Raw genomic sequence first — 26764 nt, 5'->3', positions numbered from 1 at the left:
ATTAATCGGTCTCCTTATTAGAATGAATTTGCTGTTGTAATTTTTTATCGTGTTTGATCATAATTAGCGTAATTAAGTAGCTGATGCCAAATGCTAAAATTGATCCGATGATTGCCCAGATAAAGTTGCCACCATTTTTGGGGTCTATAAAGATAGGAAGCGTGGTTAAACCAGTAGGGGCAAATGTCATCCGCTTGACACCAAAGATACCACCGATTAAGCCGCCAACTCCGCCACCAATCATCACGGCTAGAAAAGGCTTTTTATATTTTAAGTTAACGCCGTATAGTGCAGGTTCAGTGATACCGAGTAATGCAGTTAATCCAGAGGAAAATGCTAGTGCTCTGAGTTTGGTATCTTTGGTTTTCTGACCAACTGCCAGTGCGGCAGCTCCTTGAGCAATATTTGACACCAAATAACCAATACCTAACATATCAAACCCCTGGGTCGCAATAGAAGTTAAGACTAGTGGAATTGTAACCGCATAATGCATACCAGTCATGATAAATACTGGCGCAAAGATACCAAACAGTAACGGTAATAACCAAAGTGCTTTAGTTTGGATGGCCGTAATCACAGCTCCCAGTCCTTTACCGACTAAGAAACCCAGTGGCCCAACAAAAACAAAGGCAATTGGAACCATAATGAGTAAGGTAAGAAAAGGTTGTGTAAAGAATCTAATCGCATTTGGTGATATTTTTTCAGCGAACTTATCAATGTATGACGCAATCCAGATAATTAAAATAATTGGAATAACCGTCGACGTATAGGTTGCTAGCGTAACTGGAAGAAAACCAAATAAATGAACTTGTTTACCAGCAGCAACTAGTGCCGTCCAATTTGGGTGTAATAGCATTGCACCCAATACCATCCCGATGAAGGGGTTTAAGCCAAACTTTTTTGAGGCCGTGTATGCAAGAAAAATTGGCAAAAAGCTAAATGCGGTATCCCCCACGAAAGATAAGATGATATATGTTTGTGATTTTGTTGTGATGACATTTAGTAATGTCAAAATAATTAGCAAGGTTTTGATCATCGCCGCCCCAGTAATTGCAGGCAGTATTGGTGTGAAAATACCGGTTATTAGATCCAAGAGTCTTGAGAACCATTTTGTATTCTTGGATGTATCGGTACTTGACTCAGATTCGGGTTCTCCTATCTTATCGATGATTTGCTGATAAATAGTAGGTACGTTTTGCCCAATAATGACTTGATATTGTCCTCCAGCACGTGCGACGCCTAGAACTCCGGCCATGTTTTTAATCCGCTCATCATTTGGAAGTTGGTTATTTTTTAAGGTAAATCTCAAACGGGTTGCACAGTGAGTAAGGCCACTAATATTTGTTTTTCCACCAATGGCTGATAAAATTTGTTCTCCGAGTGTTGACTCAGCATCTTGGGATAAAGTGGGTTCAGCTGATATTGCTGATTTGGTAACTATTGCTGCAGTCTCACCAACGTTTGCTTGGGTGCCTGTCAATGCAAGCGAATCAACTATTTGTTTAGAGTTTGTAATGACTGTAATAACAGTCGGATCCAGCTCTTTTTCACGAATCATTGTCAAATCAACTGTTGCTAATAACTGACCTTTTTTCACGATATCGTGTTCATGGATATCAAGCTTGAACGGTAAACCATTGAGTTCAACGGTATTAATTCCCATATGGATCAGTATTTCGGCTCCGTTTGGTGACTTGAGTCCAATGGCATGTTTAGACGATGCAATCATGACGATTTCTCCGCTAATGGGTGAGACCACTTCTTTAGTATTTGGAATTATGCCAAAACCGGTGCCCATTAATCCCTGTGAGAATACTGGATCATTGATTTCTTTTAATGAGATAAGCTTGCCGCTCACTGGCGCGGCAAGTGAAAATTGACTCTCTGACATTTTGTGAATACCTCCTTAAATAAAAGTAACAAAACATATTTATAAATGACATATTTGATGATAAGCGCTTACATCAACCGTGAGTTAAGCGTACAATAATAATTGATACGAAACAATGACAGTATTATTGTAGAAAAGTAACAAAATCGATGGTGAAAAATGGATATTAAAAAAATGCTCATGAAAGAGAGTAGCCAAGAACAATATTATAAGAGTCATCCTGATCGTTTAAGCGACGCCTATAAAAAAATTGATAGGATTGATTATCATGGACAAAAAGTTTACTTATTTCGGTTACCATTTTTGAATAAAAATGTGGTCCAAATACGTAAGGATTCACGTTTTACGACTGTTCCTAAATACATTCATACCAACATAAACCTTAATTATGTCTATTCTGGTGAATGCACTTACAACGTGGATAACCAGAAGCTGGTATTAAGTGCAGGCGACGTTTGTCTTTTTGATACAAATGTTGTCCGGAGTAAGGAAAGCTTGGGTAAGAATGATATTATTATTAACATTAGTCTGAGCCACGAGTTCTTCTCTCATGATTTTATTGTGAGTTTGCAAAGTGAGGGGATTGTTTACCGTTGGTTATTGGCGGCGCTGAGTGCTGCAACTAATAATCATGACAATTTTATTCTTTTTAGAACAAATCATGACAAAAAGATCACGCAACTTTTTCAGTATGTTTTGGAAGAATATTATGGTTACACACCTTTTTCCGTTGAAACGATTAACGCATATATGCATGTTATTTTTGTTGAGTTAGTACGTGCGTATAATCAGAATAAATCGGGTCAATTGTTAAGATTAAACCAAAGAATCATTCCGGATGATTTTTTGCGGATTTTACGATTTGTTGAAAAGAATGCTGACAATTATTCGTTGTCTGAATTGGGTACGAAATTTGGGTACTCGACCAGTTATTTGGCTAGTATTATCCGCAAAACTTCAGGTGAAAGCTTCTCAGATCTCAAGAAGGAACTCCGGTTGAGCAAGGCAGCGAATCTGTTGATTACCACTGATCAAAATATTAATGAAATTAGTGACGCAGTTGGGATTAAAAATAAAAGCTTCTTCTTTAAGGAGTTTGAAAAACGGTATCAGCATAGTCCAGCAAAATATCGGACTATTTATCGATAAGTTCAAAAAAGGTGTTATCGAATACTTTTGTTCAAGTATCCAGATAACACCTTTTTTAGGTTCTATGGATGTGGTCGATATAATGATAGGGAAGGTAACTGAATACCAGCGTCTTTCGCAGCAGCTAAATAGGCGGCTAAAAAGTCTCGTTGAATGGCAAATTGCATCCCATTTTTAACGTAAAACTGGACTCGAAAGACTAATGTGCCATCTGCCTGAGTGGTGACACCTTGAATATCAGGTTCACCGATGATGTCGGGATAATCTGGTATCAAAGTTTTGTTGGTGGCTTCAATGGCTTGGGTTAATTCGGTTGCAGGGGTGCTGGCTGTAATATGCAAGTCGATCAAGACCCGCATATCGTTTCGTGATTGATTACTGATGATCAAGATCTTACGATTAGGAACAAAATTCAAGGTCCCATCTGCACTGGTGATCTGAGTTGTGCGTAACCCCATCGCTGAAACTGTACCTTCGACGGTTTCAATCTTGACGTAATCCCCGACGTCGAATTGGTCCTCTAGCAAAATGAAGAAGCCAGTGACAATGTCACTCACAAATCCTTGAGCACCTAAGCCTAATGCCACACTGAATATCCCGGCGCTGGCAATCAGGGTGCCAACTGGCACGCCTAAGGTTGAGAGAATGGCGTAAAGCCAGAAAAACATAATAATATAATGAAAAATATTTAATAATAGCGTAAAGATGGTTGAAAGCCGATTGGAAGCATTATCGTTTGTATTAGCGTTGGCAATAAATACATGATGGATCAAGTGTTTACCAATCCGGTCAATGATCCAAAATAGGGCACTGAAGAGGATAATTTCAATAACTTTACCGCCAATATTGAGAACGATTTGTTGCCAATCGATTTTGGAAACCAATCTCATCCACACTGAGACTTGTTTTGGTGTTTCTACGACACCAAGATTTAATGGAAAAAACATTTTTTCACCTTCGTTAAAGTTGTCTGAAATTTAGTTTAGCAGATTTGGCTCCTTGAACCAAGTTGAATTCAAAACGTTTCATGAGGGTTGAAGACAGGTAGACGCTGAAGATGGACAGTGTCCCTGAGTATTTTTAGCCTATTACGCTGTGGTGAATTGAAATAATCGGCAGGTGCGTTAGTAAGTAAATGGCCGGTCATGTAAGCGCTACAACTCAAAGGCTAATCTTATCAGGTTGTAAGCACTTTTTTCATTGCAGTATTTTTATGACAATGCTATGCTTATTCTAATGTAGATGCTGTTGAAGGAGGAATTTTTAAGATGATTACACATATTGCGGGGATCATTGCCGCCGTAGCATTCTTATTATTAGTTTGCTTCATCGGGATTTTCTTAGTCCGTATTACGAAGACGATGGGTGAAGTCAACCGTAGCTTGAATACGATTACGGATGATGTGGATGCCTTATCACATGAAACTGAAAAAATCATGTCAAATGCCAATGAACTTTTAAAAGATGTCAATGGTAAAGTTGCCACGATTGACCCAGCCTTTAAGGCCATGGGCGATTTAGGTCAGAGTGTTTCAGATCTAAATGCTGCGACGCGGGAATTAACGGCCAAGGTTGGTAAAAACAATGAAAAGCGGAGTAAGTTTGCGAGTGCTTCGAAGGTCGGTAAAGCCGCATTTGATGTGTACCGGAACCGACGCTCAAAAAATAATAGCGAGGAGTCTTAATTATGTCGAAAAAGGGATTCTTATTTGGTTTAGCACTTGGTGGTGCGGCCATCGTAACCGTCGCCATGAAAATGGATGATGATAAAAAGGCTGAATTGAAAGCAAAAGCACAACAGGGATTAGCTGACTTCAAGGATCGGGCGATTGATTACGCGTTTTATGCGAATGATGCCGCTGAAGATTTCAAAGATGAAGCTAGCAAGCAATTTGCTGATGCCAAAAGCAAAGTGGCAGACTTTGCAGATCAATATCAAGCTGCCAAGTCCGAAGACGGTGAGAGCTTTAGTTCTAGCTTAGACCAGGCAACAGATAGCCTGCGTTCTGAATTGGCACGCGTTGAAGCGGAGAGCGATGACGAAGACGACAGCGATGATATCGTGATTGATTCAGCTGCTGCCTTTGATAACGTGGAGACTTCAGTGGCACCTTCGGCTGAATCCGAAGCAGAAAGCACAACTGATGCGGCGACCAGTGAAGCGGATGCTACTACCGATGAACCTAAGTCTGAAGAATAATTAGTTTTTAAACTGAGAGTCATATGCCAAAGTGTGTGTGGCTTTTTTTAGTGTCTTAAGGGGAAATTAATGATGTATTCAATTGGCGCAACGGCTTGGAAGTGAAGCGGCTGTGGATTGTGATCAAATTCCAACGTTAAACTTGAATGACTTACTGAATCAAGTCCAGGCTTACGAAGTTAAAAAGTTTCCTGAAAAGATTGACTTAGAGTTAACTCTAAGCCTTATGCTAACCATGTGATTAAATCAAGGGAGTTAAAAGTTATGAAAACAATTCAACTCGGTTCAACTCAAAATCGTGTTTCGGCGGTGGCTTTAGGGATCATGCGGATGGTCCGTTTAAATACCACTGAAGCGGCGAATGTGCTTAATGTGGTTCACGAACATGGCGTTAATATGATTGATGCTGCGGATATATACGGTAATGGGGAGTCAGAAAAGACGTTTGGAACGGCATTAAAGCAATCCGGTCTTAAACGCGACGATTTCTTTATTCAATCTAAAGGTGGAATTGTGCTTGATCCTGAAAAAAGTAGTGGAGAGCTGGTTTTCGGTCAACGTTACGATTTTTCAAAACAACATTTAATTGCGACCGTTGATGGTATCTTGCAACGGCTACAAGTGGATTACTTAGATTCATTTTTGCTACATCGACCGGATCCTTTGATGGAAACGGATGAAGTAGCGGCTGCGTTTGATGACTTACAAAGCAGTGGTAAAGTCCGACACTTTGGGGTTTCCAACTTTAACCCAATGCAGGTTGAACTTGTTCAGCAAGCGATTAATCAAAAGTTAATCATTAACCAGCTCCAGTTTGGCATCATGCATACAGGACCAATTGACTTTGGGTTGCATACGAACATGCAAGATGACCGGAGTATTAATCGTGATGGTGAAGTTATTGAATACTCACGTCTGCATCAGATGACGATTCAGGCTTGGTCACCGTATCAATATGGCATGTTTGCCGGCACGTTTATTGATAATCCAAAGTTTCAGGGTTTAAATGATGAGTTACAGGCTTTGGCAGACAAGTATGGTGTGACGAAGAATGCCATCGCAACGGCTTGGATATTGCGGCATCCCGCGCAGATGCAAGTTATTTTGGGATCAATGAACCCTCAGCATTTAACGGAAAGTATCGCCGGCGCGGATGTCACATTGACCAAACAAGAGTGGTATGACGTCTACTTTGCAGCCGGTAATGATTTGCCATAACAAAAAAGAGTGGAACAAAAGGTGATCTGCTACCGAGCATAGCCTAGAAAGTCGAATGATTGGCATTTTCAATCGTTCGACTTTCGTAGCTAAGCGGAGGTCGCAGCCTTTTGTTCCACGTTTCGACTATAAATATTAGGAACAACAAACAGAGCCTGGGGGTGTCCCAGACTCTGTTTTGTTGGCTTAAATATCTAAAATTTTCAAGTCTTTAGAAGTATGAGTGAATGGCTTGAAGCCATCCTTAGTTACAACACCACAGTCTTCGATTCGAACGCCTGCGACGCCTGGAATATAAATCCCAGGTTCGATGGAGAAGCACATTCCTTCAACTAATGGCATATGGTTTCCAGCCATGATGGATGGGAATTCATGGTCAGTTTGACCTAAGCCATGGCCAAGACGGTGAATAAAGTACTCACCATAGCCGGCCTTGGTGATCACGTCACGAGCCAATTTATCGACATCTTCGGCAGCCATACCTGGCTTAACAGCGGCTTGGGCCGTTAACTGAGCTTCAAGACAAACGTCATAGATTTCTTTTTGCTTAGCGGTTGGCTGACCGTAGGCAATCGTCCGTGAGGCATCAGATGCGTAGCCTTCCCACATGACACCCAGGTCAAACAAAACAAATTCATTTGGCTTGATTTTAGCCTGACTGGTGGCACCATGTGGCTCAGCAGCGTGAGCGCCGGCTTGAATCAACGTGCCAAAGCTCATTTCCATCACGCCTTTTTGCATCAAGGCATATTGAAGTTCAGCAGCGACTTGTTGTTCAGTGCGGCCCTCTTTAACGGCAGCAAAGCCTTTTTCAAAGGCAAAGTCAGCCCATTTACCAGCAACATTCAATTTTTCTAATTCATCTGGTGTTTTGACCAAACGAAGTTGTTGAATCATTGGTGATAAGTTTTTATCAAAGTGGGCTGCTGGGAATTCTTTCTGAATAGCTTGGAAACGGCCTAAAGTTAAACTGGCCTCTTCTAATGCCCAGACCTTAGGATCGGTCAATTGATCGGTAATATGTTTGGCAATCAAGGCGTAGGGATCTTCATGGTCCAAGTAACCGTAAACTGGGTAAGGCCAGCCAGTGCCTTTAATTGCTTCAACTTCTAGTGCGGGTGCAAATAAGAATGGTTCGGCGTCCGCGAAGACGAAGAGGGCGAGCGTCCGTTCAATCGGATCACTCCCAAAACCAGTGAGATAAGAAATCGTATGATAATCGCTAACATAGGTCACGTCAACATGGTTGTCGACGGTCCATTGACGTACTTGTTGCAGTTTAGTATAATCTGCCACTTAGATCACTCCTTAAGTTAAGTTTTGTTGCTAGTCTTAGTTTAGTCTATGCGCTTCATTAAAGCAAAGTGAGAAAAGAAGCGCTTGTCTTTGAAAAAGTCGTTGTAAAATCTTGCTTTTTGAAAACAAGTACGGTATTATTTTCATGAAAGCGATTTCAATTAGTTTCTTAAGTTGCATCGCCGCGATAATTTTGCTATATTGGTTGATGTTGCATGAAAACGAATGAAAACAAGTTATACCAAGTAAGAAAGGGCTATTTTATATGGAAAAACAAACAGTTACGATTTATGATGTGGCACGTGAAGCGGCGGTTTCAATGGCTACAGTTTCACGGGTCGTTAATGGGAATCCAAATGTGAAACCAGCGACCCGTAAAAAGGTCTTGGCAGTTATTGAACGACTTGATTATCGGCCCAATGCAGTTGCTCGAGGGCTTGCTAGCAAGCGTTCAACAACGGTTGGGGTCATTATTCCTGATGTCACCAATATTTACTTTGCTTCATTAGCACGGGGGATTGATGATATTGCGATGATGTACAAATATAACATCATTTTAACCAATTCTGACGATGCTGGCGAACAAGAAGTGAATGTTTTGAACACGTTGATGGCTAAGCAAGTTGATGGTGTCATTTTCATGGGGAACCATATTGATGATAAACTTCGAGCTGAATTCAAACGTGCTAAGGCACCAGTGGTTTTAGCTGGGACGGTTGATCCACAAGGGGATACGCCTAGTGTAAACATTGACTATGCAGCGGCAGTTGAAGAATCAGTGACCAATTTAATTCAACGTGGACACAAGAAGATTGCTTTGGCTCTCGGACCGTTGTCACAATCTATCAATGCGGAATACCGTTTGACTGGTTATAAGCGGGCTTTGAACAAGGCTAAATTACCTTATGATGACAAGTTAATTTATGAAGCCGGCTATTCATACGATGCTGGGACGAAGTTACAACCAGTTATCGCTGATAGTGGCGCAACCGCTGTTTTCGTTGGTGATGATGAAATGGCAGCTGGGATTATCAATGCCAGCATCGAATCTGGTGTGAGTGTGCCAGACGATTTGGAAGTAATCACTAGTAACGACACAATTGTGACGCAAATCACGCGGCCAGCAATTACGTCGATCACGCAACCATTGTACGATATCGGTGCCGTGGCGATGCGGATGTTAACTAAGTTAATGAATGATAAAGAATTGGATGAAAAGACGGTTACCTTACCATATGGGATTGCCCGTCGTGCATCGACTAAATCGGCGAAATAGGTCGGTTAGTGAGATTGCGTTATACTAAGCTCAGGACTTTGGTTCTGGGCTTTTTTGTCGAGTTGGGATTGAGTTTTTCAACACGCAGGAACCCCAGACACATGAGAGGAATGAACAATCAAAATGTTAACTTTACCGAAACGGCCAGGTGTCGTCCAATTAGGTTTGAAAGCGTCGGCTGAACCAGCCCAACTGATGGATCGATTGCAATACCGACCGAGAACGTTTGAATTTTTTACGAGTGCGGCGGATTTTGATTCAGCCGGCTTTGATCGTTTAAAAAACGCCATTGAATTTGTGACCCAGAATGTGACCAAGGATGTGATTGTTCATCATCCGATGAGTTTTCATGGGGTTCATTTGGACCAATTGTTGGATCCAAAGCGGCAGCCGGAAGCGTACCAATTTTTGCAGCAGTCTACCGCACAACTACTTGAGCTAGTTACGGCCGAAAATTGTCGTTTATTGGTACATGGTGGCTATGGTGGGAGTGAGAGTGCCGCGCTGATTCAGGATTACGCTTCATTAAAAGAAGCTCGTGAAGTGGTGTTCGCACGCTTGGATGAGTTGCTTCGGCAGGGCGATGGTCATGTCATGATTGAAAATGGGATTACAGCGAGTTTTATGTATGGTGATCCGCAGCTTGATGAGCAGATCATTCAACATCAGTTGCCTTTGGTTTGTGATTTAAGCCACCTGTTTATCGGTCTTAAAGGTGATATGGCGTTGACAATGCTTTCCTTGAAACGTTTGAAACCATTGATTCAGCACTATCACTTAGTCGATTCACTTGGCCAAAAACACGATAGTTTACCACTGGGGACTGGTTTAATTGATTGGCAACAAGTTTTGCCAGTCTTAAATCCACAGGCTACTATGATCTATGAAGTACCGGATGCCACGGACGCGACTTGTGCAGATATGTTAGCCAGCTACCATTACTTGCGGCATTTAGAAGTTAAAACGCTAGAAAGTCGTGGTTAAGTTCTGTTAAAAATGTCTTAAACTGTTGTTAGGCTCAAGACAATCAGCTAACACAGGTAGTTGTAAACAGAAACGGCTTCATATCATCTCTTTCGAGTTGATATGAAGCCGTTTCTTTAAGTCATGCTAGTCTTCATCAGGGAAGTTAGCGGCTTCGTAGACATCTGCAACGTCGTCGTTATCTTCGAGTTCTTCCAACATGTGTTGTAATTTCTCGAGCTTGTCTTCTGGGACATCGGTTAATGTCTCAGGAATCATGGTTAATTCGGCACTTTCCAAATTGTAACCTTTGGCTTCCAAAGCGTCTCGAACTTGGGCTAATTGTTTAGGATCTGTATAGATTTCAAAGGCTTCGTCGCTAGATTGTAAATCATCGCCACCAGCGTCTAAAACATCCATCAGCATCGTATCTTCATCAGTATCCATGTCGTCAGTCCGTTGGATCACGATGTAACCCTTACGATCAAACATGTAGCTAACCGCACCAGTAGCAGCTAAAGCACCGCCATGATGAGTGAAGGCTGAACGAACTGCTGCAGCAGTCCGGTTCTTGTTGTCTGTCAATGCGTGAACCAGAACAGCGATACCACCAGGGCCGTAGCCTTCGTAGGTAACTTCTTCGTAGTTCGCAGCATCGGAGCCACTACCTTTAGCAACTGCCCGTTTGATGTTATCTTTAGGCATGTTGGCGGCTTTGGCCTTATCCATGATCAACCGAAGATTCGAGTTAGAATCTGGATCAGGACCCCCGGCTTTTACAGCCATAAATAATTCACGTGAAATCTTTTGGAAGATCTTTCCACGTTTTGCATCTTGGGCGTTTTTACGGCCTTGGATGTTATGCCATTTACTATGTCCTGACATGTGTGACTCCTTCTTTCTTTATTTATCAAATTTATGTTTAAACATACGGTTAGTATCATATCAAATTAACAAGCTAATTTCAAGGCCTGGACTTGTCTACCCGGCATTTGAGAACGGTGTCAGAAAATGGACCGCTGAGCCTTGACGATAGGATTGCTTTTTAGATAGTAAGTTGTCAAAAAATATTAATCAGGATAATAAGTTTCACGAATACTGGTGCTTCGGCGAGCGCTTTGCTAAAATTAACCTAGCGATTTCTTTGAAGGGACGAATTTGAATGAATAAAGTAACAGTTCTAGGCAGTTTGAATGTCGATACAATTTTAAGAGTCAAACGCTTTCCTAAGCCAGGTGAGACACTGCCGTTGACAGGCAAGAGTGTGGCCGGCGGCGGTAAGGGTGCGAACCAGGCAATTGCGGCGGCCCGTGCTGGTGCGGACACAACCTTCATTGGTAAAGTGGGTCAGGATCAAGCTGGCGATTTTATGGTGAAGCAACTGACTGACAGTGGCGTCAGTGCTGAGTTTGTGCAGCACAGTGCCGAAGCAGATACGGGCTCAGCGGTGATCATGCTCGACAGTAGTAGTGAAAATCGTATTTTGATCGATGGTGGGACAAATCAAAAGGTGACTGCAGCGGACGTGGACTTGGCACAAGCTGCAATTAAGAGTAGTGATTTCTTGGTTTCTCAATTTGAAACACCACAAGCGGCAACCTTACATGGTTTTGAGTTGGCACACGCTGCGAACCGCCGGACGATTTTAAACCCGGCACCTGCGACGAAAGAAGTTGCGGCGGAACTGTTAAAAGTGACGGATTTGATTATTCCAAATGAAACGGAAACCGAAACACTGACCGGCATCCCGGTGACGGATGAACATTCCATGATTAAGGCGGCCGAAGCTTGCCAAACCTTTGGAGTTGCTAATGTGATTATCACTGTTGGTAGCAAAGGGGCCTTCTGGATGCGGGGGCAAGAACATGGCTTTGTGCCGGCCTATAAGGTGAATGCTGTGGATACGACCGCTGCTGGGGATACCTTTATTGGCGCGTTGTGTTCAGTATTAGCACCAGATTTGAGTAATCTAGCGGCTGCCGTGCGATTTGCAAACCGGGCATCATCGTTAGCCGTTCAAAAACTAGGGGCCCAACCGTCTATTCCAATGGCAGCCGATATTCTTGCTGCCGAACGCGCCTAATGCGACGTAAAAATAACCAAAAACAATCTGCGATTGAGTTAATTTAATCATTAACTTGGTCGCTTTTTTGTGTTGTGATTGCGGAGTTAATCTCTGAAAGGAGCGTGACAATGTGTCAATTGAAACACAATTAAGTGACATCATTCAGGTTGCAGTTGATCAACAAGCCAGTGACATCTATTGGCTGCCGACCGCGACGGCGTATCAGATTCTAGTTCAAACAGCTGGCGAGCTACAGACGATAATGACGATAGAAACAGCAGTCGCACAGCAACTGATCAATCATATTAAATATCGTAGCAATATGGCGATCAGTGATCATCGGCGGCCACAATTAGGAGCGATGTCGGTCGTTATTGCCGAAGAAGCCTTGAATATGCGGATTTCAGCGGTCGGCGACTTTTTGGGACGTGAATCGCTGGTTGTACGGTTGTTGTACCAATCGCGTAGCGCGGCGTTGCAATATTTAATCCCTGCGCAACGTACGCAATTGGAAAGCTTGATGACTCAAACTGGATTGATTTTATTTTCAGGGCCAATGGGGGCAGGCAAAACCTCTACCATGTACGACCTAGTGCGTCAGATTGACCGCCCACAAGTCGTCATGACGATTGAAGATCCAGTTGAGATTTATGAACCTAAATTTTTACAATTACAAGTCAATGCCGCGGCCCAGATGACGTATGGTGAATTGTTAAAGGTTGGTCTCCGTCACCATCCAGAAGTCTTTATTATTGGTGAGATTCGCGACGCCGAAACGGCTCAAATTGCCGTTCAAGCAGCATTGAGTGGTCACCTAGTCTTAAGTACGATTCATGCCCGAGGAGTCTATGGGATTTTGCCGCGCTTGCGACAGTTAGGAATTGATGCTGAAACGTTACAGCAAGCCCTGGCTGCAGCAAGTTATCAACGGCTGCTCCCATTAGCTGGTGGTGGTCAGGCGGCTTACTTTGACATCGTGACTGCACACGAACCGTTACAGTCTGCAAATAACTCACAGATGATGACTAGTGAATGGGGGGAACAACTTGAAATACAGCGGGCGTTGGGACGTATTAGTGCCGAAACGGTGGCACGTTTTAAGGGCAACTAACCGATTAACGATTCGACGCCAAGCGACGTTGTTTGAAACCTTGGCAGATCTGATTGACAACGGCTTTTCGTTGCGTAATGCCATGGATTTCATTGTCGATGTCAACGGGCAGCAATTTAAACAGTTAAGTCCGGTCATCAGCCGGTTACAGGCGGGTACAGATCTTGCGACGGCTTTGCAACCATATATTGGGGTGGATCTATATTATCAATTATTAATTGCGGAGCAGCACGGCGCCCTGACGTCGACTTTAGAACAAGCGGGCCACTTAATGCGAACCAAAGCGACCCAACAGCAACAAATTCGTCGTTTACTGCAGTACCCATTAATCTTGTTAGCGTTACTCATTGGCACGTTGGTCATGGTAAAAACGGCTATTTTACCAAATTTCAATAGTACCGCCACCGCGCCTGCCCGAGCGATTTCTTGGGAACTGCTACTGGGGAGCGCAGCAACGGTAATGTTACTCGGCACTATTATTGTGATTGGACATCTGAAGCGGTTGCCGGCCCGGCGACGTTTTTTATGGCTGGCACGATTGCCCATTGTTGGGCCATTGATTAGAACGTACTGTGGCTACTATTTAACGTTGAATGCAGGCATGCTGCTGTCAGGTGGGCTTGAATTAAGGGGTATCTGTGAGGTCAGCCGTCATTTTAAAACGCAGTCGCTCTTGCAACAGCAGGGGGAATTTGTCGAGACTTGTTTGCTGGCTGGTGAGTCGCTGACGACAATTATTAAACGTGATCGATTATTGCCGGATGAGCTGGAACTGCTGGTTGGTAAGGAGAGTCCAACTGAACAACTCAGTCAAGAAATGATTTATTTTGCGATGATGCAGTATCGCCGACTAGTACGTGACTTGAATCGGTTGATTAGTTGGATTCAACCACTGATGTTTATGGTCATTGCAGTTGTCATCGTGGGCACTTACTTAAATATTCTGTTACCGATGTATAATTCGATGGGAGAGATTTTAAAATGAAAAAATTGAAACGCTTTTTATTAAAGACTACGGCACCACGCAAGGGATTTACGTTGATTGAAATGGTTATCGTCCTGGCAATCATTGCATTATTAATGTTGATTGTGGTTCCTAACCTGAACGCCCAACGGGAACGGGCGAGTGCGAAACAAAGCGAGGCGCTCCAAGAGATTGTGTATAATCAAGCCGAAATGTACAAGAGCGATCACCAGGATGCAAAAGGTGACGTCTCAATTGACCAGCTAGAAGCCGAGAAATATCTGAATAAGAAACAAGCTGCTCAGGCTAAAGACTATCACACCACTCGTCCCGGACAAGCCAACGATGCGTCGGGCAAATAGGCAAGGGTTTACACTGATTGAAACGGTGATTACATTAGGATTACTAGCGTCACTTTTAGTGTTAGTAGCCTACCGTTTTCCAACTCGTCAGCACCAATTTAATACTGAGAACGCCTTTTGGGATAATTTTCAAACTGTTTGGCAGGAACGGGTGTATCTGGCGAGTGCCTATGGTGAGACGCAGAAAGTCAGTTTTAATGAACATGATGTGGTTTTTGAATCAAAGACCAGTAGTGGCCCACCAACAGTAAGGGTTTCCTTACCGGTTACCTTGAAAAAGACGCCAGGACAAACTCGGGTCGTTCATATTCAGAAAAATGGTCATCCGACACTGGCTGGGTTGCTCTATCGTTCCACGTTACAGCCGCATATTTTATACAAATTATCAGTTGAGATGGGATGGGGTGCGTATGAAATTCATCAAATCCGAGTGTAATGGCCGGCATTCTGGCTTTATCATGGCAGAAACAATTGTGGCACTAGCAATTTTAGTTGCTGGGATTAGTCTCGCGCTTGGGACGGAAACCTTGATGAGTCGGCATGAACGCAGCCAAGTTCAGCAGGTCAAACAAGCCAGAGTGATGTATGAACAGGCGCGCCTGGCACAATTCAAATTGAAACCACTTGTAACGGATGCGTAGGCGACGGGGCTTCACCTTAATAGAAGTCATCCTTGCACTAAGTATCCTACTCATTATTGGCAATGTGATGCTACGGGGTCAACGGCAATTGCGAGCCAATGTTCAACGACCGATTCCCGCAGTCCAGTGGTATTTAATGTTGCACGAGTTAGAGAATCCAGCCCATGGTTTTACGGTCGTAAAGTCACAGGAACGTTCCATTGCCCTCAAAACTGCAACTGGCGAAGTGTACCTGTTGGTATGGACACCGGGGAGTAATCGCCGGCTCAACTTAATTGGACCAAAAGGTGGCCGTATTTTTTTGATGGCACATGTTAAAACGTTTAGTTATCAGCCCGACCAACAACTGTTACAGATTACGACTGATAGTGACGAGGCGTTCAAGGCACAACTCTTATTGCCACGGGCGACGCCATGAGACGCCGGACAGGAAGTATTCTGCTGTCAGTGGTTGCCTTTTTAACTATTTTTGCTGGCTTTGAAAGTTTTCGCTATCACAACTTTGTTCAGCGGCAAGTTGTTTATCGAGATCTGATTCATGATTATCGACAGCCACCAGTGGCATTACCTGCCAATCTGCAAGTCAAAGCAACGAAAGCGAACGCGCACCCGATTCCCTCAAGCCCCGATGACCGCAAATCCAGTGGCTCGGGCAAAACAGCACGTTTAACACGGGGATCCAGGGTTCCAGCTTGAACTCCTTTCCAAAAGTCGGTAAGATGGGAAAGGATTCAAGAATTTTCAAAGAGGTGAGCATTCTGGCACAAGCAGAAACTGAGACACTATTTAAAGTCTTAGATCAATCAGTTACTATTTTAATGGCACAATTATCGGTTTCTTACGTTGATGCATTAATTGAAACCGGCGATAACTTGTTGGGACAGACCGTTCAAGTCGAGAACGGTCAACCAGACCAAGCTAGCGTCGCAAAATTAGAGAAGCTCTACCAACCGGTTGTATTAGGTCAAATTGACCCAGAAACGATTCGGCGGGCATTACAGTTGGCATTACTCAAAGCGATTCATAATGATCGGGTTGATCCTAATCATCAGATGACCCCAGACTCAATCGGTTTATTAACGGCTTATCTGATTGCCAAGTTAATTGGCCCAGACGAGGCATTGTCCATCTTGGATATTGCAGTTGGCACGGGTAACTTGTTGACAACTGTCATCAATCAATTACAGCCAACCCGTCAGGCGTCTATCCAGGGTTATGGGGTGGATAATGATGATAATCAGTTGGCGATTGCTGCAATGAGTATGGAATTGCAGCGGTCACAGGTGGAATTGTTCCATCAAGATGGGATTGATCCACTAGTGATGCCTAAGACAACGATTGCGATTGGTGATCTCCCCGTTGGCTATTACCCACTAGATGAGCGCGTGACTAATTTCAAGACGAAAGCGACCAATGGGCATTCATATGTGCATCATTTATTGATGGAACAGGCCATGTCACAATTACAACCTGGTGGCTGGGGTGTCTTTCTAGTGCCAACTAATATTTTCCAATCACAGGAAGCACAAGGGTTACTCAAATGGATGAGTTCTGCTGCTTATTTGCAAGGCTTGCTAAACTTACCCAAGAATTTATTCTTAGATGATAAGTCACGTAAGTCGGTAGTGGTGCTGCAAAAGCATGGCGGCAAGGCCCAACAAGCAGGCAAAGTATTATTGGGAGAATTTCCATCCTTTGAAGATACACGTGCCTTTGAAGCATTCACTGCGCAAATTGATGCGTGGGTTGGTCAAAATATTAAACGCTAGGAGTGAGTCTTGATGGGGAAGACAATTGCGATTAACGCGGGCAGTTCAACTTTAAAATTTAAACTGTTCGAAATGCCACAAGAACGGGTGATTGCGAGTGGCACGATTGAACGAATTGGGTTTGAGACTTCACCAGTCCATATTCGTTACGGGTTAGACCATAAATATCGTGAAACCGAAGCTGTCCCGGATCATCTGACAGCGGTCAATATCATTTTGGATGAGTTGATCAAGTTGCATATTATTGAAACGTTTGATGAGATTACCGGGGTTGGTCACCGCGTGGTAGCGGGTGGTGAGATTTTTAAGGATTCTGTCCTCATCACCGACCAAGTCTTGCAGCAGATTGAGGATTTAGCGGAATATGCGCCCTTGCATAATCCAGCTAATGCGGTCGGTATTCGAGCTTTTAAGCGGGTGTTGCCCAATGTGCCGGCCGTGGCAGTGTTTGATACGTCCTTTCATACGAGTATGCCAGCAGTGAATTATCTCTATTCACTGCCATATGCCTATTATGAAAAATATGGGGCCCGTAAGTTTGGCGCTCACGGGACTAGTCATCGCTATGTTGCTGGTCGTGCGGCGAAATTGCTGGGACGACCGTTGACGGAGTTACGCTTGATCACGTTACATCTAGGGGCAGGCAGTTCGATTACGGCGATCAAAAATGGTGAAAGTTTGGATACGTCGATGGGCTTTACCCCATTGGCGGGGATTACTATGGCGACGCGTTCCGGTGATTTAGATCCGTCGCTTATGGCGTATTTAATGAAAAAGTTGAACCTCGATGATCCAGATGACATGCTTAAAATTCTGAATACTCAGTCTGGCTTATTAGGCATCGCCGGTTCTGCGGACATGGAAATGCTGGAAGCACGTTGTGAGCACGATAAAATGGCACAACTGGCCATCGACATCTTTGTCAACCGCATTGTGAAATATATCGGTGCTTACTTGGCTGAGTTGCAGGGCGCAGATGCCATTGTGATTACCGCCGGGATTGGTGAACGTGATGCCAAGATGCGTCAGCGAATCGCTGATAAATTAAGTTACTTTGGTGTTGCAATTGATCCACATAAGAATCAAGTCAGTGGTGTTGAGCGTGATTTGAGTACGAAAACAGCTAAGATTCGAACCATCTTAATTCCCACCGATGAAGAATTAATGATTGCCCGTGATGTTGAGCGGGTCGGTCGGCCACATAATTAAATTAGGATTGTCGACGCATCTCCCATCAGACTGGGGATGCGTTTTTTGTCGTCTGAGTTGAAAGTTATTCATCTTAGACTGTGCTAGCTTCATGCTATTCATGTTAATTAGTTTGTTAAGTGAAAAATGACTAATCCGCTATCATGAGTGCTATTACCGAATTAGCGAAGCCGATTAGCACAGTGTTTATCGTGCACTAGTATTATTTGGACTAGACCGATTCTGAAGAAGTTAGAAGCGCCCCCTTTTGAAAGCGGCTAGTTTGACCCGTATAATAAGTTTTAAGGGGAGTGCTGATATTATGAAAGCAAGTGAACAACCTGCAAATGACCAACTTTCTCGTGGGTTAAAAAGTCGCCATGTGCAGTTAATTGCTATTGGCGGTACGATCGGAACGGGACTATTTTTAGGTGCTGGTCAATCCATCCACTTGGCTGGACCGTCAATTTTAATTGCATACTTGGTGACAGGTCTAGTCTGTTTCTTATTAATGCGAGCGTTAGGTGAACTGTTATTATCCGATTTAAAGACGCACTCGTATATTGACTTTATAAAAAAATATTTGGGTGAACGCACCGGCTTTGTGGCTGGTTGGACGTATTGGGTTTGTTGGATTACGATTGCGATGGCTGAAATTACGGCGGTTGGAGAATACATGCAGTTCTGGTTTCCAAAACTACCACAGTGGATTCCTGGTGTGATTATTTTGATTCTCCTACTTGCGCTGAACTCAGTGAACGTCTCAGCTTTCGGGGAAACTGAGTTTTGGTTTGCCATTATTAAGATTGTTGCCATCGTTGCGCTAATCGCGGTGGGCATTGTCATGGTGGTTTTCAGTGTGAAAACACCGGTCGGTCATGCTGGGCTCGGTAACTTGGTTAATTATGGTGGTTTTTTACCGCATGGTATGAAAGGCTTTGTGCTTTCCTTCCAAATGGTCCTGTTCAGTTTTATTGGGATTGAAATGGTAGGGATGACTGCCTCTGAAACGGAAGATCCTAAGACGGTAATTCCTAAGGCTATTGATAATATCCCGATTCGGATTATTTTGTTTTATGTTGGGTCGTTATTTTTCTTAATGGCGATGTATCCTTGGCGTTACTTTTCGGAAGCTCACAGTCCGTTTGTTCAAGTATTTACCAATCTAGGGATTACGTCAGCGGCGGCAATTATCAACTTTGTGGTCCTCACAGCGGCGGCATCTTCTTGCAACAGTGCGTTATTTAGTACGGGGCGGATGCTGTTCTCATTAACTTATGGTGGGAAGAGTAAGTTTGCCCGTCAGATGGGAAAATTGTCGCCTAGCCAAGTGCCGCGGAATGCGCTCTGGTTTTCAACCCTAGTGATTGGCTTAGCCGTTTTGCTGAATTTATTGATGCCTGGTAAGGTATTCTCACTCATTGCGAGTGTTTCGACCACTTGCTTTATCTTCATTTGGGGTGCGATTGTATTGGCACATCTCGCTTACCGGAAAAAAGTTGGTAAACAGCCGTCTAAAAAATTCAGGATGCCATTCTTTCCAATTTCAGACTATTTGATTTTAGCCTTTTTAGGGTTTATCACGATTGTCTTATGTTTGAAAACGGAGACGTTGATTGCGTTGGTGGCCTCATTAATTTGGCTAGTTGTTTTATATGTGATCAAGATTGTTAATGAAAAAGTGCATGCTAGTACACTTTAAAAATAAAGACGCGTCTGAGACAAGTGCTCAGCGCGTTTTTTTTGTCTCAAACTGTTCTAATGCGCTTTAACTTGTGAAGCGGTACAATTAAATTTAATGTGATTTTATTCGAAATCGAGGGACTTTTATGCAATATTTTACTTCAGATACGCACTTTTATCATGCTGATTTATTGGGACAAAATGATTTTGCACCACGACTGTTTCCAGATGTTGAAACAATGAATCAGGCGATTATTGATCACTGGAATGCGCGCGTCACCGATGAAGATACGGTTTATCATCTTGGAGACGTCGCCCTGTATTTTACGCGACCGGCGAAATTGTCCTACGAACGGGTCTTTGCCATTTTGGCCCAGTTACATGGTAAAATTGTCTTCATTAAGGGTAATCATGATTCACGCGCTTTTTTCAAATATTTAGCCGCTCATGACCCACAACTAAATGGGCAACCTAAGTTTGAATTTCATGATGTTGGTGTGTTGATCAAGTATGATCATCGCCAGTACTATATGACGCACTATCCAATGATGATGGGAATTGTGAAGCAGATTATCAACCTGCATGGTCACATTCATCATTATGCGGTGGCCGTCAAAGAGAATATTAATGTTGGTGTGGATACGCCAGAGGTTGATTATCTGGATCATAAGGTTCCGTTTGGGGCGCCATTTTCATTAGCTGAAATTGAGCAAATGGTCAATGGTAAGGCCATTGATTTTGCGAAGCGACAATAAGTCAGCTTGACCGGCTTTCAACAATGCTTTAGGATTAACGAAGACAAATATTGTGAGGCGACGATGATGAGCGAACAGATCACGATACTACATACGAATGATAACCATTCGCATTTTGAAAACTGGCCTCGGATTCGGCGATACCTCGCGGATCAACGGCAGTTTCAGCAAGCTGCCGGCCACACTGTTTTGACCGTGGACCTCGGTGATGCCGTTGATCGTGCCCATCCATTATCGGAAGCAACTCGAGGACAGGCGAACGTGCAACTATTGAACCAAGTTGGCTATGATGCGGTGACCATTGGAAATAATGAAGGTTTGGGCTTAACGCATGCGGAACTGGACCAGTTGTACACGCACGCTAATTTCGATGTCGTCTTGGACAATTTAACTGATGCCAAAAGTGGCAAACAACCGGACTGGGCTGAACCTGCAAAATTGGTGACGACCCCAGCCGGTACGCGCATTTTATTGTTCGCTTTTACGGCACCATTCACGTTAACGTATCCATTAAATGGTTGGACCCCGGCAAGTGTCAAAGATCGATTACCGCAGTTATTGGCGCAATACGCGGGACAGTATGATGTGCTGGTGGTTATGTCCCATTTGGGGATTAATGTGGATCGCTGGTTGGCGAAACACTACCCAATGATCGATGTGATTATTGGCAGTCACACGCACCATTTATTAGTCAATGGTGAAGTCGATCACGGTGTGTTGGTGGCCGCTGCCGGTAAGTACGGTGAATATGTCGGTCAAATCACGTTGACCATTGATGACGACCATCATGTGTCTCAAAGTCGAGCTGAAACGGTTGAAACGGCGACGTTACCTGTGATGGCTACGGACGCCGCTGAAATCTCAAGCTGGCAGCAACGTGGTGAACAACTCTTAGCACAACGCGTCATTGCTACGGTGCCACAGCAATTACAACCGCATTGGCATCACAAAAGTGAGTTGACGGCGTTGGGGTTAAAAGCCATTACCAGCTATGCCGGCACGGATTTAGGCATGCTGAACGGTGGCTTGTTCATGCGAGATTTGCCCGCCGGTGACATTGACCTCAATATTTTGCATACGATGTTGCCACATGCGATGCATGTGATTCGGGTGACTTTGACGGGTCAAGAACTCTGGCGTCTAATTTATGAAATGGAACTGGTTCGCCCATTCTTAAATAAGTATCAGATTCACGGTATGGGTTTTCGTGGGCGAGTCTTTGGAGTGATTCAGTACCAGGGGGTGCGTTGGCAACCTGCAACGCATACGTTGTTGGTTAATGATGCGCCTGTTAATCTGAAAGCAACCTATCAGATTGCTTTACTGGATCATGATTTATTTATTCCATTTTTTCCAACGTTAAATATTAGTGGTAAAACAGATATTTTATTTGAAGCATTATTAAGAACAGTTGTGGGGGATTACCTTGCAACGCAATATCCCATTCAAGGATAGGAAGGTGGTGTCGATTTGAATCGCGATCATATCGATGAATTGGCTGCACAGCAAGCCGAACGACGACAAAGTTTATATCAAGGAACCCGGCTAGATAAGACTCATATTGAGGTGAACAAGCACCCATTTGAACTCGTCTTGGATTATCACGATGCGTTTGATCTTGATAAGTTTACCGAGCGTTATAGCACAATTTTAAATAAATATGATTACTTGGTCGGTGATTGGGGCTTTGAACAACTGCGCTTGAAGGGATTTTTCAAGGATGATACCAAGGATGTTCAGCGCGCCCAAACGATTGGAACAGTTCAAGACTATTTATATGAATACTGTAATTTTGGCTGTGCTTATTTCATTCTGAAAAATGAACGGGTCATCAAGCCGAAACGAACGAGTCATCCACGTAAGGACGACCGTCGTAATAAACGCGGCAATGGGACGAACAACAGCGGTGGCAATAACAATAGTCATACCACTCAGTCTCGAAGTCGGAGCAACCGGAGTAGTAGTAAATTGAAACAACGTCGTCGCAATAAGTCCTTTACGACGAAGCAGAAGGCAGCACCGTTCACTGAAAAACGACAACAACCGGCGAAAGTTAAAGCGGGTAGTGGTCAACAAGCACGAACGAGTAAACCAGCGACTGGTAAGCGGCATTTTACCATTCGCCAGAAGTAGAGAGGATTTTGAAATTGAGTCAGTATAAGGGATATTTGATTGATTTAGATGGGACCGTCTACCGTGGGAGTGAACGAATTCCAGCTGCTAAGCGTTTTATTGAACGGTTGCAAGCAACCAACACGGCATTTTTACTAGTAACCAACAACACGACTAAGTCGCCAGAAGATGTGGCAGCTAATTTGGCGGACAACCATGATATTCATGTGAGTCCAGCTAATGTTTATACCGCGGCGCTGGCAACGGCCGATTATGTCAATGATTTAGCCGGTGACGGTGAAAAAACGATGTATGTGATTGGCGAACTAGGTCTAAAGGGTGCCATGCTTGAAAAAGGCTTCCACTTTAACGAGAAGACGCCACGGTTTGTGATTGTTGGATTGGATTATGATGCAACCTATCACAAATTTGAACTCGCGACTTTGGCAATTAAGCGTGGCGCGACCTTTATTGGCACCAACGCGGATACAAATTTACCGAATGAACGTGGTTTGGTTCCCGGAGCCGGATCGGTAATTGCCATGGTGGAACGTGCGACTCAGCAACGGGCAACGTATGTTGGCAAGCCGGAAACGATTATTATGCAGAAAGCGATTGATCGAATTGGGCTGGATAAGCAGGATTGTGTCATGGTAGGGGATAACTATATGACGGATATTTCTGCAGCAATTAACTTTGAAATGGATTCGTTGTTAGTGTATACCGGTGTCTCAACACCAGAGTTAGTCGCTAAACAGGCGGTTAAGCCAACAAATGAAATCAATTCATTGGACGAATGGGACTTAGAAGATGGCGTGGCTAAATAGGCTTAAAAATGGGTTACAGTGGCTAGGACTATATATGTGGCTGCTAAGTGGGACGATTATCTTAACGATCAACGCCAGTTGGTTGTACTATTTTAACGTCCAATGGCAACACTTAGGCCGCTTAGTGAACTTGTCGACCGGTCGACTGATGGTCAATTATTATCAGTTATTAGCCTATTTGAACTTTCCGTGGGTATCTAAGCTTAAAATGAGCGATTTCACGGATTCTACCAGTGCATTAGTCCATTTTGCTGACGTTAAGAACTTATTTTTACTGGATTATGCTGTCTTTTTAATCACGTGTGTGACGACCTATTATTTGTGGCATCGACTCAAACGTGATCGGCAATTGTGGCGATTTGTGTTGCCAATGCAGACGGCACTTTGGGTTCCACCTTTGATTGCTGCCACGATGGCAGTTAATTTCGATCAGTTCTTTATTTTCTTCCATAAAGTGTTGTTCAGAAATGCTGACTGGCTTTTTGATCCGCTTTTTGATCGAATTATTATTGTGTTACCAGATACATTCTTTCTGCAATGCTTTGTTCTCGCCTTTGTCATCTTGGAGTGGTCGTTTGCTTATTACTTATCAGTAGGGAAACAAGCTTTAAAGGACTTAACTTAAAAAAGACCTGTCATCATAGATTCGATGACAGGTCTTTTAGATACAGTTAATCCTCTTGTTCAGGAGTTGTTGTGAATTTTGCTTTAAGTGCAGAGAACACAGCTGGAATTAATGAAACGACGATAATGCCGATAACCACTAATGAGAAATGTTCTTTGACAAATGAGATATTACCGAAGAAGTAACCACCACCACTGCAGAGGATGACCCAGAGGATACAGCCGATCACGTTATAGCGGATGAACTGGCGATAAGTCATCCGACTGCTGGCTGCTACAAAGGGAACAAATGTCCGGATGATTGGCATAAAACGTGCAATCGTGACGGTGATACCGCCGTGCTTTTTGAAAAACTTTTCGGATTTTGCTAATTGTTTTTGATTGATGAGGCGTCCGAACCAGGATGTTCGCGTCAACGCTTCACCAAGTGAATGACCAATTAAAAAGTTAAGTGAGTCGCCGGCGAGTGCCGCGATTAAGAATAACACCACAAATGACCAAATGTGTAATCCGTAAGTTGGATTGGCTGCTAAGGCACTGGCCGCAAATAATAACGAATCACCTGGTAAGAACGGTAAGATAACCGCACCAGTTTCGATAAAGATAATCGCAAAAAGGATCAAGTAGGTCCAAATCCCGAAACTGTTGACGATTGTGACCAAGTGTTGATCAATATGGAGCACGAAATCAACTAAAAAACTCATGGTTACCTCCAATGTATTTAAAATATTTCTGATATAGCATACCAGATAACGTTGATAAATACTATCACTGATAGTGAATCCCGGCTAAAACCTTAAGGATTCAGGTGAGAGATACTAGCAATTAATCTGATTCTCTTGTATCATCAAGTTATTCTAATAGAAAACAGGTGATTTTGTGGCTTATCCACAATTAGATCTATCCAAGGTTGAAGGACCCAAAGCAACAATTAAAACAAATTACGGGGACATTCAGGTTCAATTGTTTCCTAAGCAAGCGCCTAAAAGTGTTGAGAACTTTGTTGGGCTAGCGAAAAAGGGTTATTATGATGGCATTATTTTTCACCGAGTCATTCCTGATTTCATGATTCAAGGTGGCGATCCAACCGGTACTGGTATGGGTGGCGAAAGTCTATGGGGCAATCAGTTTGAAGACGAATTTTCACAAGAAGTCTTTAATTTACGTGGTGCACTCTCAATGGCTAATGCTGGTCCAAATACTAATGGTAGTCAGTTCTTCATTGTACAGAAGTCCGGTTTAGAAGCTGGTATGGCTGATCAGATGGCGCAAGCTGGGTATCCAGATGAAATTGTTACTGCTTATGGTAATGGCGGGACACCTTGGCTTGATTTCCGTCATACGGTGTTTGGTGCCGTGAGCGACGGGATGGATATCGTTGACAAAATTGCAGCTGTTGCAACTGGTGCACAAGATAAGCCAGTGAAGGATGTTGTCATCGAAACGATCACAATTACAGATTAAGCTTTTCTATAGAAGAATTCGCAAAGCGAGTTCTTTTTTTGTACTTGTGATTTTGAATTATGACGTTTTCAGGTTATAATACTTTGGATTATAAAATTTGCTATAACTTGACTGTTAAGGAAAGGATGGTTGGATGAGTCATTATCGAATTGGGATGCAAGTGCACGGTCAAGTCACTGGAATTCAACCCTATGGGGCGTTTGTCACACTGGATTCAGATCATCAAGGCTTGATTCATATTTCAGAATGTCATGAAGGTTACGTGAAGACCATCAGTGATTATTTGAAGGTTGGTCAAGTGGTAGATGTGGTGATTCTAGATATTGATGAATATACTGGTAAAATTAGTTTGTCGTTACGCTGTGTTGAGAGTCAACCACATCACACCACGACGGATTTAGAAATTTATAAAACATTCCATCATAAGCATTTTTGGACTAATCGACATGTCCATGCTGGTTTTGATCCGATTGCTCAAAATCTGGATGGTTGGATCAATGATTCCCTGAATCGGTTAAAGGAAGAGGCGCATTCATGATTAAACGAGTGGCAGCAACGATCATTAACCCTGAAGATGCTGGTACGAGTTTCTTAGTACAGCAGGTCGAAGGACAATTCAAGTTTTATAACTTTCAGGTGCTAGACAACCAAACACCATTGGCTTCAGTTTTATGGAAGCTTCGTCACGAAGTTGGGATTGATGTTGATCAATTACGGCTATATGATTCAGTCTTTGCCCAAAGTGGTTCGGAGAATGTCTCGTTGTTTGTGTTTAATCATCTAAAAATTGATGATGGCATTCGGAATGCTTGTCAGAAACAGGGACTGTTCTTTATACCGGCCAGTAAGTTACATGGCTTATTTGAGAGTGTTAAGGTTAGCACCATGCCAGCATTTGAAAAATTATCGAAATAAATTTAAATAAAGGGTTGACCTGCATACTAATTCTTGATAAGATATATCTTGTCGCTGCGAGAGATAGTTGTTAAATAGCTACTTGCCGACGTTTTAACCACATAATGTTCAATCATCTCGTTTGTATAAATATTCAGCTTCTTCAAAAAAGTTGTTGACACATAAAAGATGTGATGATATTATGTAATAGTTGTGTTGAGGCAATCAACCAACAAATTAGACCTTTGAAAACTGAACAAAGTTTCGACAAATCAAATGTGTAGGGTCTAGCAATCTTCGAGATTGTTAGCA

General features: G+C 43.1%; 30 protein-coding genes. 25 read left to right on the top strand and 5 right to left on the bottom strand.

Features of this window, described 5'->3' with window-relative positions; translation table 11 throughout:
• Position 1 precedes the first annotated feature (1 nt).
• Entirely contained in the window at positions 2-1891 is a 1890-nt protein-coding gene (locus FFM64_RS02415) for a PTS sugar transporter subunit IIABC (RefSeq protein WP_137606414.1), read from the bottom strand.
• A 159-nt stretch (positions 1892-2050) separates the two neighbouring features.
• On the opposite strand from FFM64_RS02415, the gene FFM64_RS02410 reads away from it, so the two are divergent.
• Positions 2051-3040, top strand: a complete 990-nt coding sequence (locus tag FFM64_RS02410; RefSeq protein ID WP_137606413.1) for an AraC family transcriptional regulator — start codon at positions 2051-2053, stop codon at positions 3038-3040.
• 62 nt (positions 3041-3102) lie between these two features.
• On the opposite strand, the gene FFM64_RS02405 is transcribed toward FFM64_RS02410, so the two are convergent.
• Positions 3103-3987: a mechanosensitive ion channel family protein gene (locus tag FFM64_RS02405; protein WP_137606412.1), complete on the bottom strand. Its 885-nt coding sequence runs from the start codon at positions 3985-3987 to the stop codon at positions 3103-3105.
• 321 nt (positions 3988-4308) lie between these two features.
• On the opposite strand from FFM64_RS02405, the gene FFM64_RS02400 reads away from it, so the two are divergent.
• The 3 genes from FFM64_RS02400 (at position 4309) to FFM64_RS02390 (ending at position 6458) form a co-directional block, all read left to right on the top strand.
• A complete protein-coding gene (locus FFM64_RS02400; protein ID WP_137606411.1) occupies positions 4309-4725 on the top strand; it encodes a DUF948 domain-containing protein in 417 nt (138 codons plus the stop codon).
• A gap of 2 nt (positions 4726-4727) precedes the next feature.
• The gene (locus FFM64_RS02395) at positions 4728-5240 is read left to right on the top strand and encodes a YtxH domain-containing protein (RefSeq protein WP_223876873.1); all 513 of its coding nucleotides are present in this window, start codon (positions 4728-4730) and stop codon (positions 5238-5240) included.
• Positions 5241-5504: 264 nt separating this feature from the next.
• Positions 5505-6458: an aldo/keto reductase gene (locus FFM64_RS02390; RefSeq protein ID WP_137606410.1), complete on the top strand. Its 954-nt coding sequence runs from the start codon at positions 5505-5507 to the stop codon at positions 6456-6458.
• 186 nt (positions 6459-6644) lie between these two features.
• Here the strand turns inward: FFM64_RS02390 and FFM64_RS02385 are convergent, their stop codons facing one another.
• On the bottom strand, positions 6645-7754 hold the full coding sequence (locus tag FFM64_RS02385) for a M24 family metallopeptidase (protein WP_137606409.1): 1110 nt from the start codon (positions 7752-7754) through the stop codon (positions 6645-6647).
• Between the two features lie 265 nt (positions 7755-8019).
• Between FFM64_RS02385 and ccpA the strand changes: the two genes are divergently transcribed.
• Positions 8020-9030 carry a catabolite control protein A gene (gene ccpA, locus FFM64_RS02380; RefSeq protein ID WP_137606408.1) on the top strand — a complete coding sequence of 337 codons (1011 nt, stop codon included), beginning with the start codon at positions 8020-8022 and terminating at the stop codon, positions 9028-9030.
• A gap of 123 nt (positions 9031-9153) precedes the next feature.
• A complete protein-coding gene (locus FFM64_RS02375; protein ID WP_137606407.1) occupies positions 9154-10014 on the top strand; it encodes a TIM barrel protein in 861 nt (286 codons plus the stop codon).
• Between the two features lie 126 nt (positions 10015-10140).
• Here FFM64_RS02375 and FFM64_RS02370 read toward each other — a convergent pair whose 3' ends face one another.
• Positions 10141-10878: a YebC/PmpR family DNA-binding transcriptional regulator gene (locus FFM64_RS02370; RefSeq protein WP_137606406.1), complete on the bottom strand. Its 738-nt coding sequence runs from the start codon at positions 10876-10878 to the stop codon at positions 10141-10143.
• 277 nt (positions 10879-11155) lie between these two features.
• Between FFM64_RS02370 and rbsK the strand changes: the two genes are divergently transcribed.
• The 16 genes from rbsK (at position 11156) to FFM64_RS02290 (ending at position 24095) form a co-directional block, all read left to right on the top strand.
• Entirely contained in the window at positions 11156-12076 is a 921-nt protein-coding gene (gene rbsK / locus FFM64_RS02365) for a ribokinase (protein ID WP_137606405.1), read from the top strand.
• 112 nt (positions 12077-12188) lie between these two features.
• Positions 12189-13169, top strand: a complete 981-nt coding sequence (comGA, locus tag FFM64_RS02360) for a competence type IV pilus ATPase ComGA (protein WP_137606404.1) — start codon at positions 12189-12191, stop codon at positions 13167-13169.
• The gene (locus tag FFM64_RS02355) at positions 13105-14154 is read left to right on the top strand and encodes a type II secretion system F family protein (RefSeq protein WP_223876872.1); all 1050 of its coding nucleotides are present in this window, start codon (positions 13105-13107) and stop codon (positions 14152-14154) included. Before comGA ends, FFM64_RS02355 begins: the two co-directional genes overlap by 65 nt.
• A complete protein-coding gene (gene comGC, locus FFM64_RS02350) occupies positions 14151-14495 on the top strand; it encodes a competence type IV pilus major pilin ComGC (protein WP_137606403.1) in 345 nt (114 codons plus the stop codon). Before FFM64_RS02355 ends, comGC begins: the two co-directional genes overlap by 4 nt.
• Positions 14479-14931: a prepilin-type N-terminal cleavage/methylation domain-containing protein gene (locus tag FFM64_RS02345; protein WP_137606402.1), complete on the top strand. Its 453-nt coding sequence runs from the start codon at positions 14479-14481 to the stop codon at positions 14929-14931. Before comGC ends, FFM64_RS02345 begins: the two co-directional genes overlap by 17 nt.
• A complete protein-coding gene (locus tag FFM64_RS02340; RefSeq protein WP_171000260.1) occupies positions 14906-15136 on the top strand; it encodes a type II secretion system protein in 231 nt (76 codons plus the stop codon). Before FFM64_RS02345 ends, FFM64_RS02340 begins: the two co-directional genes overlap by 26 nt.
• The gene (locus FFM64_RS02335) at positions 15129-15554 is read left to right on the top strand and encodes a prepilin-type N-terminal cleavage/methylation domain-containing protein (protein WP_137606400.1); all 426 of its coding nucleotides are present in this window, start codon (positions 15129-15131) and stop codon (positions 15552-15554) included. The genes FFM64_RS02340 and FFM64_RS02335 overlap by 8 nt, the downstream gene beginning before the upstream one ends.
• Positions 15551-15832, top strand: coding sequence for a hypothetical protein (locus tag FFM64_RS02330; protein ID WP_137606399.1), 282 nt, complete (start codon positions 15551-15553; stop codon positions 15830-15832). Before FFM64_RS02335 ends, FFM64_RS02330 begins: the two co-directional genes overlap by 4 nt.
• A gap of 23 nt (positions 15833-15855) precedes the next feature.
• Entirely contained in the window at positions 15856-16905 is a 1050-nt protein-coding gene (locus tag FFM64_RS02325; protein ID WP_171000259.1) for a class I SAM-dependent methyltransferase, read from the top strand.
• Positions 16906-16917: 12 nt separating this feature from the next.
• On the top strand, positions 16918-18114 hold the full coding sequence (locus FFM64_RS02320; RefSeq protein ID WP_137606398.1) for an acetate/propionate family kinase: 1197 nt from the start codon (positions 16918-16920) through the stop codon (positions 18112-18114).
• Between the two features lie 301 nt (positions 18115-18415).
• The gene (locus FFM64_RS02315; protein WP_379858014.1) at positions 18416-19795 is read left to right on the top strand and encodes an amino acid permease; all 1380 of its coding nucleotides are present in this window, start codon (positions 18416-18418) and stop codon (positions 19793-19795) included.
• Between the two features lie 127 nt (positions 19796-19922).
• A complete protein-coding gene (locus tag FFM64_RS02310; protein WP_137606397.1) occupies positions 19923-20531 on the top strand; it encodes a metallophosphoesterase in 609 nt (202 codons plus the stop codon).
• A 66-nt stretch (positions 20532-20597) separates the two neighbouring features.
• Positions 20598-21986 (top strand): bifunctional metallophosphatase/5'-nucleotidase, encoded by a 1389-nt coding sequence (locus FFM64_RS02305; protein ID WP_137606396.1) that lies wholly within the window; start codon positions 20598-20600, stop codon positions 21984-21986.
• Positions 21987-22001: 15 nt separating this feature from the next.
• Positions 22002-22664 carry a YutD family protein gene (locus tag FFM64_RS02300; RefSeq protein WP_137606395.1) on the top strand — a complete coding sequence of 221 codons (663 nt, stop codon included), beginning with the start codon at positions 22002-22004 and terminating at the stop codon, positions 22662-22664.
• Between the two features lie 14 nt (positions 22665-22678).
• Positions 22679-23470, top strand: a complete 792-nt coding sequence (locus tag FFM64_RS02295) for a TIGR01457 family HAD-type hydrolase (protein ID WP_137606394.1) — start codon at positions 22679-22681, stop codon at positions 23468-23470.
• A complete protein-coding gene (locus tag FFM64_RS02290; protein WP_137606393.1) occupies positions 23454-24095 on the top strand; it encodes a TIGR01906 family membrane protein in 642 nt (213 codons plus the stop codon). Before FFM64_RS02295 ends, FFM64_RS02290 begins: the two co-directional genes overlap by 17 nt.
• 46 nt (positions 24096-24141) lie before the next feature.
• On the opposite strand, the gene FFM64_RS02285 is transcribed toward FFM64_RS02290, so the two are convergent.
• A complete protein-coding gene (locus tag FFM64_RS02285; RefSeq protein ID WP_137606392.1) occupies positions 24142-24798 on the bottom strand; it encodes a VTT domain-containing protein in 657 nt (218 codons plus the stop codon).
• A gap of 175 nt (positions 24799-24973) precedes the next feature.
• On the opposite strand from FFM64_RS02285, the gene FFM64_RS02280 reads away from it, so the two are divergent.
• The 3 genes from FFM64_RS02280 (at position 24974) to FFM64_RS02270 (ending at position 26473) form a co-directional block, all read left to right on the top strand.
• A complete protein-coding gene (locus tag FFM64_RS02280; RefSeq protein ID WP_137606391.1) occupies positions 24974-25558 on the top strand; it encodes a peptidylprolyl isomerase in 585 nt (194 codons plus the stop codon).
• 133 nt (positions 25559-25691) lie between these two features.
• On the top strand, positions 25692-26096 hold the full coding sequence (locus tag FFM64_RS02275) for a CvfD/Ygs/GSP13 family RNA-binding post-transcriptional regulator (protein ID WP_137606390.1): 405 nt from the start codon (positions 25692-25694) through the stop codon (positions 26094-26096).
• Positions 26093-26473 (top strand): hypothetical protein, encoded by a 381-nt coding sequence (locus FFM64_RS02270; RefSeq protein WP_137606389.1) that lies wholly within the window; start codon positions 26093-26095, stop codon positions 26471-26473. Before FFM64_RS02275 ends, FFM64_RS02270 begins: the two co-directional genes overlap by 4 nt.
• The last annotated feature ends 291 nt before the right edge of the window (positions 26474-26764 follow it).

The sequence above is a fragment of the Lactiplantibacillus daoliensis genome, from assembly GCF_005405005.1.
GTDB lineage: Bacteria > Bacillota > Bacilli > Lactobacillales > Lactobacillaceae > Lactiplantibacillus > Lactiplantibacillus daoliensis.
The sequence above is the reverse complement of the archived record's forward strand: the minus strand, read 5'-3'. Positions and strand labels throughout refer to the sequence as shown.

Excerpts from the sequence above, each read along its gene's own strand:
- FFM64_RS02400 (WP_137606411.1), top strand. The coding sequence starts at position 4,309 with ATGATTACACATATTGCGGGGATCATTGCCGCCGTAGCATTCTTATTA.
- ccpA (WP_137606408.1), top strand. The coding sequence starts at position 8,020 with ATGGAAAAACAAACAGTTACGATTTATGATGTGGCACGTGAAGCGGCG.
- FFM64_RS02415 (WP_137606414.1), bottom strand. The coding sequence starts at position 1,891 with ATGTCAGAGAGTCAATTTTCACTTGCCGCGCCAGTGAGCGGCAAGCTT.
- FFM64_RS02305 (WP_137606396.1), top strand. The coding sequence starts at position 20,598 with ATGAGCGAACAGATCACGATACTACATACGAATGATAACCATTCGCAT.
- FFM64_RS02405 (WP_137606412.1), bottom strand. The coding sequence starts at position 3,987 with ATGTTTTTTCCATTAAATCTTGGTGTCGTAGAAACACCAAAACAAGTC.
- FFM64_RS02290 (WP_137606393.1), top strand. The coding sequence starts at position 23,454 with ATGGCGTGGCTAAATAGGCTTAAAAATGGGTTACAGTGGCTAGGACTA.
- FFM64_RS02390 (WP_137606410.1), top strand. The coding sequence starts at position 5,505 with ATGAAAACAATTCAACTCGGTTCAACTCAAAATCGTGTTTCGGCGGTG.
- FFM64_RS02320 (WP_137606398.1), top strand. The coding sequence starts at position 16,918 with ATGGGGAAGACAATTGCGATTAACGCGGGCAGTTCAACTTTAAAATTT.
- FFM64_RS02340 (WP_171000260.1), top strand. The coding sequence starts at position 14,906 with ATGAAATTCATCAAATCCGAGTGTAATGGCCGGCATTCTGGCTTTATC.
- FFM64_RS02285 (WP_137606392.1), bottom strand. The coding sequence starts at position 24,798 with ATGAGTTTTTTAGTTGATTTCGTGCTCCATATTGATCAACACTTGGTC.
- FFM64_RS02275 (WP_137606390.1), top strand. The coding sequence starts at position 25,692 with ATGAGTCATTATCGAATTGGGATGCAAGTGCACGGTCAAGTCACTGGA.
- FFM64_RS02395 (WP_223876873.1), top strand. The coding sequence starts at position 4,728 with ATGTCGAAAAAGGGATTCTTATTTGGTTTAGCACTTGGTGGTGCGGCC.
- FFM64_RS02270 (WP_137606389.1), top strand. The coding sequence starts at position 26,093 with ATGATTAAACGAGTGGCAGCAACGATCATTAACCCTGAAGATGCTGGT.
- FFM64_RS02330 (WP_137606399.1), top strand. The coding sequence starts at position 15,551 with ATGAGACGCCGGACAGGAAGTATTCTGCTGTCAGTGGTTGCCTTTTTA.
- comGC (WP_137606403.1), top strand. The coding sequence starts at position 14,151 with ATGAAAAAATTGAAACGCTTTTTATTAAAGACTACGGCACCACGCAAG.
- rbsK (WP_137606405.1), top strand. The coding sequence starts at position 11,156 with ATGAATAAAGTAACAGTTCTAGGCAGTTTGAATGTCGATACAATTTTA.
- FFM64_RS02335 (WP_137606400.1), top strand. The coding sequence starts at position 15,129 with ATGCGTAGGCGACGGGGCTTCACCTTAATAGAAGTCATCCTTGCACTA.
- FFM64_RS02410 (WP_137606413.1), top strand. The coding sequence starts at position 2,051 with ATGGATATTAAAAAAATGCTCATGAAAGAGAGTAGCCAAGAACAATAT.
- FFM64_RS02315 (WP_379858014.1), top strand. The coding sequence starts at position 18,416 with ATGAAAGCAAGTGAACAACCTGCAAATGACCAACTTTCTCGTGGGTTA.
- FFM64_RS02370 (WP_137606406.1), bottom strand. The coding sequence starts at position 10,878 with ATGTCAGGACATAGTAAATGGCATAACATCCAAGGCCGTAAAAACGCC.
- FFM64_RS02325 (WP_171000259.1), top strand. The coding sequence starts at position 15,856 with ATGGGAAAGGATTCAAGAATTTTCAAAGAGGTGAGCATTCTGGCACAA.
- FFM64_RS02310 (WP_137606397.1), top strand. The coding sequence starts at position 19,923 with ATGCAATATTTTACTTCAGATACGCACTTTTATCATGCTGATTTATTG.
- FFM64_RS02375 (WP_137606407.1), top strand. The coding sequence starts at position 9,154 with ATGTTAACTTTACCGAAACGGCCAGGTGTCGTCCAATTAGGTTTGAAA.
- FFM64_RS02345 (WP_137606402.1), top strand. The coding sequence starts at position 14,479 with ATGCGTCGGGCAAATAGGCAAGGGTTTACACTGATTGAAACGGTGATT.